This is a genomic window from Sphaerisporangium corydalis, from assembly GCF_025506355.1.
Taxonomy (GTDB): Bacteria; Actinomycetota; Actinomycetes; order Streptosporangiales; family Streptosporangiaceae; genus Sphaerisporangium; species Sphaerisporangium corydalis.
This window is the reverse complement of record NZ_JANZYP010000054.1, coordinates 61,520-70,299: the sequence shown is the minus strand read 5'-3', so window position 1 is coordinate 70,299 and position 8,780 is coordinate 61,520. Positions and strand designations below refer to the sequence as shown.

The 8,780-nt window shown below is 74.3% G+C and carries 4 protein-coding genes; all 4 read right to left on the bottom strand.

Going from position 1 to position 8,780, the window contains the following annotated elements:
* Positions 1–49: 49 nt before the first annotated feature.
* The gene (locus NYZ98_RS30105; RefSeq protein WP_262846955.1) at positions 50–1,864 is read right to left on the bottom strand and encodes a ThuA domain-containing protein; all 1,815 of its coding nucleotides are present in this window, start codon (positions 1,862–1,864) and stop codon (positions 50–52) included.
* 186 nt (positions 1,865–2,050) lie between these two features.
* Positions 2,051–4,018, bottom strand: coding sequence for a sigma-70 family RNA polymerase sigma factor (locus NYZ98_RS30100; protein WP_262846954.1), 1,968 nt, complete (start codon positions 4,016–4,018; stop codon positions 2,051–2,053).
* A 335-nt stretch (positions 4,019–4,353) separates the two neighbouring features.
* On the bottom strand, positions 4,354–6,513 hold the full coding sequence (locus NYZ98_RS30095) for a serine/threonine protein kinase (RefSeq protein WP_262846953.1): 2,160 nt from the start codon (positions 6,511–6,513) through the stop codon (positions 4,354–4,356).
* Positions 6,510–8,549, bottom strand: coding sequence for a protein kinase domain-containing protein (locus tag NYZ98_RS30090; RefSeq protein ID WP_262846952.1), 2,040 nt, complete (start codon positions 8,547–8,549; stop codon positions 6,510–6,512). Before NYZ98_RS30090 ends, NYZ98_RS30095 begins: the two co-directional genes overlap by 4 nt.
* Between the last annotated feature and the right edge of the window lie 231 nt (positions 8,550–8,780).

Here is an 8,780-nt window from a genome sequence, read left to right as displayed (position 1 = left end):
CACGACGGGCGGGCCGGTGAAAGAGTGAAGGCGCGGGCCGCCCGCCGGGTCAGGCCCTCGTGAGGGTGATGGTGTCGACGTCGAACAGGAAGTTGCCGTCGGCGCCGGTGAAGACCAGGAACAGCGGCCCCGACCCGGTGCCGGTCAGCGTGGTGGAGACGGTCTGGAAGGTCTCCCAGCCGCCGGTGACCGGCAGGTTCACCGAGCCGAGCAGCGTCCCGGTCGCCGAGCCTGACCGGATCTGCACGGTGCCGCCGGACCCGGCCGAGGAGAAGCGGGCGCTGAAGCCCCGCGCCCCCGCCGTCGAGACGCCGGAGTACCCCGCCCAGTCGCCGTTGTTGACGAACCCGAGCGTCCTGCCGCCACTGGCGCCCGCGTGGTCGGCCGGCTGCACCCCCGAGTTCGACGTGTACGCCTCGGCCTCGACGGTCACCGGGCCGCCGCCACCGCCGAGCTCCTTGACCCGGATGTTGCGGAACGACACCTCGTCGCCCGTCCCGTGGTTCTGGATGCCGACGTAGCCCTGCTGGAGCGAGCGCGCCGGGTCGGTGTTGGTGAAGTCGTTGATCTTCACGCCGTTCAGGTACACCTGCAGCCGCTCACCCTCGACGACCAGCTCGTAGGTGTTCCACCGCCCCGGCGGGTTCAGCGCCGCGTCGCGCGCGGCGGTGTCGGCCGCCTTGAAACCGTAGATCGACCCGGTGGTGTGCTCGGGGGTGTCGGTGGCGTCGATCTGCACCTCGTGGCCGTTGTTCAGCCCCGACCACGGGTCGCTGGAGGCGGGGAAGCCGACCACGACGCCGGAGTTGTCGTCCCCGTCCATCTTCCAGTCCAGCTTGAGCGACAGGGCGTGGTACTCCTTGGCGCTGTACCAGAGCATCCCGAGCCCGTCGTGGGAGGTCAGGGTGGCGTCGGTGGTGGAGAACGAGCCGGGGCCGGCCTGCGACCAGCCGTTGGTCGAGCCGTTGAAGATCGGCGTGTAGCCGCTCTCCGGGCGGCAGTCGGCCTTGACCGCCCCGGCGGCGTAGGCGATGCCGCCGAGCAGCATCGTACGGAAGGCGGGGTCGGCGTAGGACTCCTGGGTGTGGCCGAGCCCGGTGTAGAAGGACCGGCCCGCGCCCTGCGGGTGGCACCAGGTGATGGGGTGGTCGCCGCCCATGGTGCCGCCGGTGTAGCTCCCCTCGTCGAGGTTCTGCAGCACGTGCACGGCCGAGCGCGGGTTGGCGCGGTAGTTGTACCACTCGTCGGTCCTCGGCCAGGTGGGCGCGAGGTGCGCGGTGGCGGCGTGCGCGCGGTCCTCGGTCCTGACGGTGGCCTGCTGGATGTTCGGGTGGCTGGCGAACCAGGCGCCGACGAGCTGCCCGTAGTACGGCCAGCCGTACTCGGCGTCGGCCGCCGCGTGCACGCCGACGAACCCGCCGCCGCCGTCGACGTAGGCGCGCAGGGCGTTCTGCTGGGTGTCGTCGAGGAGGTCGCCGGTGGTGCTGAGGAACACCACGGCCTGGTACTGGGCCAGGTTCGCGGTGCTGATGGCCGTCGCGTCCTCGGTGGCGGTGACGGTGAACCCGCCGCTCGCGGACAGGTCGCGCACGGCCTGGACGCCGGCGGGGATGGAGTCGTGGCGGAAGCCGGCGGTCTTGGAGAACACCAGGACCTTGTAGGCGGCGGCGCCCGCGGGGACGGGCGCGAGGGCGGAGGCGGCGGCCACGAGCAGCGCCACGCCGAGCGCCAGGCGTCCGGCTCGGGTGACGCGGCGGCCGGGGCCGGTGGCTCTGATCGGATCGGCCCGGCGGCCGGGGCCGGCGGCCGTGATCGGATCGGCCGCCGTGCGTGCTCGGGTCCACGGCCATGGGAATGCTGACATCGCGGTCCTTTCCTGACCTGGGGGGACTCAGTCAGCAAAGGCGCCCGCCGCGCTGTTGCCGTCGGTACGTGCGTCGCGCCCGGAGGATGCCTGCTCCGGCCGCGACGGGTAAAACCTCGTGCGGTACGCGTCTCGTAACCTACCCAGTTCTTACTGGATTGTCACGATCTTGTTGCGGTGGAGGTGTCAAGGAGCGGCCTGGAAGGCGCGGCCGGCCCTGGTCGGGGTCCCGTCCGCGCGGAAGAGGCCGCTGTTCGGCTCGGCCCCGGAGGACGGTAGGCCGAACCACGCGTACCGCCGCACATACGGCAAGGTGGCCATCATCCGGGTGGAGGCGGTGACGAAGGCGGCCTGCTGCGCGTCGCTGGCGAACCGGGTCCCCTTCGAGAAGTCGATCAGGGCGTACTCGGTCAGCCAGATCGGCTTGCGGTAGCGCTTGTACACGGCCTGCAGGTAGGACTTCAGCTGCGCGGTCGCGGCCGGGGCGCGGAAGTCCGCGCCGTACCAGTGCAGGGCGATGAAGTCGACGCGGTAGCCGCGCGCCGCCGCGCCGGACATGAAACGGCCTAGCCACCCGCCGGGTTTGTCGCCGTCGAAGGCGACGGCGGGGCTGCTGAGCACCCGGCCCGCCGCCATCAGCTTCGGCCACAGCGACAGCGCCTTCTCCACGCTCATGTTGGCCTGCGCGGGCATGTCCGGCTCGTTGAAGGCGAGCAGGTACGGGCCGGCGCTCCTGGCCTGGGCCAGGGCGGCGGGGGTGACGCTGCCACTGCCCCACACCATCGGGACGAACCTCACCGCCTTGGACGCGCCGATGCCGTCGTGACGGGTCGACCAGGTGTAGTACCAGCTCGCCCGGGACCTGGCCAGCGCCGCGCCGACGCCGGGCGCCCGCCACACCCCGACGCCCTTGCGGGCCGAGGACGCCGGGACCGCGGCCTTCGGCGAGGGCTTCGGCGTGGCGGACGCTCTGCGCGGGGTGGGGGACGGGCTGGGGGTGGGCGTCTCGGACGGCGACGGCGAGGCCGGGGCGGCCGCCGGGGGAGGCGCGGCGCGCGGGGCGGGGGCGGTGAGGTGCCCGGCCACAACCGCGCCGGTCACCACGGCCACGACCCCGGCGACCGCCGCCGGCACCGCGACCTGGCTGTGGGACAACGACGACAGCAGCCCACGCGGACGCGCCCCGGGCAGCGCTCGCGCCACCGCGTCGGGCCCGAAGGACAGGTGCTCGGCGTCGGGCCCGAGGGCGAGGTGCCCGGCGTCCGGGCCTGGGTATCCGGTGTCCGGCCCGGCGTATCCGGCGTCCGGGCCGGAGGGCAGGTGCGCGGCGGCGGCCTGCGCGGCGGGGGAGGCGTCCGGGAGGTGGCGTAGCAGGAGGGCGGCGGGTACGGGCAGCAGTGGCAGCCCGCTGAGCAGGCGGTCGATGGGGAGCAGGCCGGTGGTCCGCCGCCCGCAGACGGCGCAGTCCCGGACGTGCCGGGCGAACCGCTTGCGCCACAGCGGGCTGGGCGCGCCGTCCCAGTTCCAGGCCAGGGAGCGCAGCTCGGGGCACCGGGGATCGGCGTGCAGGGCCCGGGTGACGGTGCGCGCGGTCTGCACCTGCTCCTTCATGCGCTGCACGCGGACCGCCGCGTGCCGCCCGGACAGGCCGAGCGCGCCGGCGAGGTCGGCGCGGCCCAGCTCGCCGGTCTCCTCCAGCCACCACAGGGCGAGCAGCGCCCGGTCCTCGCCGTCCAGCCAGCGGGTGGCCTCGGCGACCTCGCGGCGCTGGTCGGTGAGCCCGAGCCGCAGGATGGTGACGGCGGCGAAGTCGGAGGCCGGGTCGGGCAGCTCGGTGGCGGTGTCCAGGTCGGCCCTGCGGTTCTGCGTGGTCCTGCGGTCCTGCTCGTGGTCGCGCACCTCGCGGACGGCGATCGCCACCAGCCAGGACCGGTACGCCTCCGGGTCCCGCAGGCCCGGCAGCGCGCGGACGACGCGCAGCAGGGTCTCCTGGACCACGTCGTCGACGTCGTCGTGCCCGTTGAGCGCGCGTCCGACGATGTTGTAGAGCAGCGGGAGCGAGTCGGCGACCAGGGCGTCCAGGGCCCGCTGGTCTCCGTCGCGCGCGGCGGTCACCATCGCGGTGTCGGGTCCGCTCCTGCCGGTTCCGCGCATCGCGCTCCGCTCCCTTGTCCGCCGCCCCGCTGGGACGATCGCCACGATATCGGGACAATTCTCCGGGCATGGGGGATTCGCCGAGTCTCCCCGTAGAGGAGACCCGCCAGACGACCACCGGATAACGGAAATATCCGGCTTTCACCGGAAGTCCGTGCTCATGGGAAGTCCGTGCTCATGGGAAGTCCGTGCTCATGGGAAGTCCGTGCTCACGGGAAGTCCGTGCTCACGGGAAGTCCGTGCTCACGGGAAGTCCGTGCTCATGGGAAGTCCGTGCTCACGGCAAGTCCGTGCTTCACGGGAAGTCCGTGTGCTTTTACGGGAATTCGGCGCGGTCAGCTCCGGGTGTACCGGGGCAGGAACCTCGCGGGCCCGTACTCGGCGGCGGGGATGTCGGCGAGGGCACGCACGACCTGGCCGCGCAGGTTCACCACGACGACCCGGCGGGGGTCCTTGGTCTCGTCGGCCACGATGAGGTGCGCGTCGTTGAACCAGCCGATGACCGTCTTGCTCGCGGGCGCGGTGAAGGACGCCAGCCGCCGGCCCGTGGCCGTGTCCCAGACGCACACGGCGGATCGGGGACCCGGGCAGAGCGTGGCGAACCGCTTGCCGGCCGGGCTGAACGGGCTCTCCTTGAAGCCGGACTCGCCCACGCCCTCGAACGTGCGCACCGGCCTCCCTCGCAGGTCGGACAGGCGCAGGCCCACGGCGGAGCCGCCGGGGAGGCGGCGGGCGACCCCGTTACCGCCGGGCGCCCACACGAAGGGGGCGTCGCTGACGGCGTCCTTGGTGCCGGCCGGGACGACCGTCGCCTTCGCGGTCGCGGCGTCGACGACGACGAACCCGGTGGCGGTCAGCCGGCCGGCGGTGGAGCGGTAGGTCGTCAGCAGGATGCGCCGGCCGTCGGGGGACCAGAACGGGGTGTAGGTCGCCAGCGGCGTCCGCACGGTCGGCACCGTGAACTCCTCGCCGGTGGCCCGCCTGACCAGCCGCACCGCGTCGTAAGTGCCCGGCGTCTCGGGCTTGACGTACGGCACCAGGGCCGTCCAGGCACCGTCCGGGGAGTTCAGGGCCTCCTGCGACTGGGCGACCTGCCGGAACCCGCCGGCCCCCGGGGCACGGGCGTACGTGCGGGCCTCCCCGGCCTTGGTGTCGATCCGCAGGAAGGACGTGAGGCGCACCGGGTCGGAGGGCGCCTCGTGCAGGACGGCCCCCGACCGGGGGAGGCGGACGTCGCCGGTGGCGGCGGCCGGGGCGGCGGTGACCTCCCGGACGGGGGCCGGATGGGCGGAGGAGGCGGCGCGCCGCCCTTCGGCCGTCCCGCCGCCGGACGACGCGACGACGTAGATCGTCCCCCCGGCGAGCAGCACCGCGGCCGCTCCCGCGACGACGACGCCCCGCCGCCTGGCGGGCGCCACGGCCCGCACGAAAGGGGTGCCGGGCCGGGGCGCCATGCCCGTCCCGGGCGCCGTGGTTCGGGCCGCGATGCCGGGGGCCGTGGGGCCGGCCGCGATGGCCGTGCCCTGGCGGAGGAGGTCGCCGCCGGGGCGTCCGGAGGCCCCGAGCAGCCGCAGCAGGACCTGCTTGGTCGTGGGCCGCAGGGCCGGGTCCTTGCACAGGCAGTCGGCGGCCAGGACGCGCAGGTCGTCGTCGAGCCCGCCGAGGTCGGGCTCGCGGGTGAGGATCCGGTGGAGGATCGCCGGGATCGAGTCGTAACCGAACGGCGGCCGCCCCGAGGCGGCGAACACCATGGTGGCCCCCCAGGCGAACAGGTCGGCCTCCGGCCCGACCAGGCCGGACTCGAACTGCTCCGGCGCCATGTACGGCGGGGTGCCGACCGCGTGCGAGCTGGTGACGGCGGTGTCCATCACCCGGGCGATGCCGAAGTCGATGACGCGGGGCCCGTCCCCGCCGAGCAGCACGTTGCCCGGCTTGAAGTCCCGGTGCACGACGCCCGCCCGGTGGATGGCGGCCAGGGCGGTCATGGTGCCGACGGCGAGCCGCCGCAGCCGGCCGCCCCGCAGCGGGCCGTCGTGGTCCACGGCGTGCTGGAGCGTGGGCCCGGCGACGTACTCGCTGACGATGTACGGCCGCCCGTCGGAGGTGGTGCCGGTCTCGATGACCTGCGCGGTGCAGAACGGGGACACCTGGCGCAGGATCTCGCTCTCGCGCAGGAACCGCCCGGGCGCGGACGCGTCCGGCCCCTGGAACAGCAGCTTGACGGCCACGTGCCCGCCGGTGCGCGACCCGCCGCCCGGCACCGGGCCGGAGCCGGAGACGAGGCCGGGTTCGAGATCGGGGCCAGGGAAAGCGCCGAGATCGGGGCCAGGGAAAGCGCCGGGGTCGGGGCCAGGCGAAGGGCCGGGGTCGGGGACGCCGAGGTAGACCGCGCCCTGGCCGCCCTCGCCGAGGCGGCCGAGAAGCCGGTACCGGCCGAGATGGCCGGGGTCGCCCGCCCGCAGGGGGTCGACGTCCGCCATGAGCCCGGCGCTCATCGCGGCGAGAACCGGAGCGGGGTCACCTTCGCGTCCTTCTTGGACAGCTCGGCGATGGTGCGCACCGGCTTCCCCCGCAGGTCGATGACGACGTACGCGGCCGGCTCCTTGCGGGTGTCCAGGACGATCAGGTGGTCCTCGTCCCACCAGTCCCGCACCAGGACGTCCGCGCTCCGCGAGGGCACGGTGCTCCTGCGGTCCCCGGTGGCGGTGTCCCACACGCAGATGGCCTTCTGCCCGCGCGGGCAGTACGTGAGGAACGAGCGGCCCGACGGCGAGAACCTGGCGGGGCCGATGGAGTCCCCGACCCAGCCGATGGCCCGCCCGACGCGCCCGGCCAGGTCGCGGAACCGCAGCCCCCACCGCCCGCCGTCGTGGACGTAGGCCACCACGACGTTCTTCCCGCCGGGGGCCCAGCCGTAGAAGCCGCGCTCCTCGCGTTCGGCGCCGGTGCGGACGACCGTCGACCTCCTGGCCTCGACGTCCACGATGACGTAGCCGCCGGGGTTCGGCGCCTTCTTGCCCTTGAACCGGTAGAAGGTCAGCAGCACGCGCTTGCTGTCGGGGCTCCAGTTCACGTAGTAGCCGCTGTCCGGCCGCTCGACCGTGTTCACGGTGAACCGCGCGCCGGTGGCGCGGTCGATGATGGTGAGGAAGTCCGTCGTCCCCGAGGTGAACTTGAACCACGGGCTGACCGCCGCCCACCTGCCGTCCGGGGACACCGCCGGGTCGCCGTAGTCGTTGTCCTTGGCGGCCAGGGCGAAGGTGGCGCGCCCGGGGTCGCGCACGTAGGTCGCGTACGACTTCGCCTTGACGTCGGCGACGAAGTACGAGGTCAGGCGCACCGGGTCCGACGCGCTCTCGTGCACCTTCAGCTTCACCCCTGGCGGCCTGACCTCCGCGTCGGCGGCTCCGGGGGCGCCGGGCGAGGCCTCGATGACCCGCACGCTCTGCTTGGGCAGCGGAGTCGGCGTGGGGACGGCCGGGGCCGGGGCCGCGAGCATGGTGGTGGCGGTCACCGTCCGGGGGGCCAGCGCGTACACCGCGCCCCCGGAGGCCGCCGCGATGACGACGGCCGCCGCGGCCAGGGCCAGGACCGGGCCCCGGCGGCGGGCCGGCCGGGGCGGCGGGAGCGGGACGCGCGAGGCGGGGTCCGGGGGCGGCGGCGGTGGCGGTGGCAGGGGCAGGCTCGCGGACGCGGGCCCGGCCGGGTCGATGGTCGCCAGGATCTGGGAGTGGCCCACCAGCCGGAGCAGGGCGTTGCTGGAGGTCGGCCGGGACGCCGGGTCCTTGGACAGGCAGTCGCCCACCAGCCCGCGCAGCTCCTCCCCGAGGACGGTGAGGTCGGGCTCGCCGCGCAGGATCCCGTTCATCGTCCCCGACATGGACCCCGCGTCGAACGGCGACCGCCCCGAGGCGGCGAACAGCATCGTCGTGCCCCACGCGAACATGTCGGCGGCGGGTCCCATGGGCGCGCCGGACAGCTCCTCGGGCGTCACGTGGGCGGGGATGCCGAGCGGCTGGGTCGCGCTCGCGGGCTCGGTGTCCAGCATCCGGGCCAGCGCGGGCTCGATCACGCGCGGGCCGTCGGGACCGAGGATCACGGTGCCGGGACGCAGGTCGTGGTGCCGGACGTCGGCCTGGTGGATGGAGGCGAGCGCGGTCATCGTGCCGATCGCGAGCCGGTGCAGCGCCGGCCCGCCGAGCGGCCCGTCCCTGTCGACGGCCTCCCGCAGCGTCGGGCCCTTGACGTACTCGCTGACGATGTACGGCGATTCGCCGTACATGCCCGTGGAGGTGATCCGCGCGGTGCCGACGACCGAGACCTGCCGCAGCCGCTCGGCCTCGGCGGCCACGCGCGCGAGCACGGCGGCCCCGCCCGGCCCCGGGGTGAACATCTTCAGCGCGGCCGGCTCCCCATGGGGGTCGCTGACCAGGTACACGATGCTCTGGGGGCTCGCGCCGAGCCGGCCGACGACCCGGTGGCGGTGCACGTTCAGCGGGTCGCCGGGTTCGAGTGGGAGGACGTCAGGCATGGCGGCTGGGGGTTCCCTCGGGTGAGCCGTGCCCGCCGCCGTCGAGCGTGGCGGCGGGCCAGGACGTGTCGGTGGTTCGGGGGACGGCGCCGGCCGGTGCCCTCCCTTGGGGTCACCCCTCTGGGATACACGTGACCGCTTGCAAGGTCATTGACGATCACTTACGCGCGCCGGGAACCGGTACGAAACGGTCTCGCGCCCCGGCTACTCGTTGTTGCTATGTACTGGTAG

Bases quoted from the DNA above. Each gene is read 5' to 3' on its own strand.
- NYZ98_RS30100 (WP_262846954.1), bottom strand. From the start codon at position 4,018: ATGCGCGGAACCGGCAGGAGCGGACCCGACACCGCGATGGTGACCGCC.
- NYZ98_RS30105 (WP_262846955.1), bottom strand. From the start codon at position 1,864: ATGTCAGCATTCCCATGGCCGTGGACCCGAGCACGCACGGCGGCCGAT.
- NYZ98_RS30090 (WP_262846952.1), bottom strand. From the start codon at position 8,549: ATGCCTGACGTCCTCCCACTCGAACCCGGCGACCCGCTGAACGTGCAC.
- NYZ98_RS30095 (WP_262846953.1), bottom strand. From the start codon at position 6,513: ATGAGCGCCGGGCTCATGGCGGACGTCGACCCCCTGCGGGCGGGCGAC.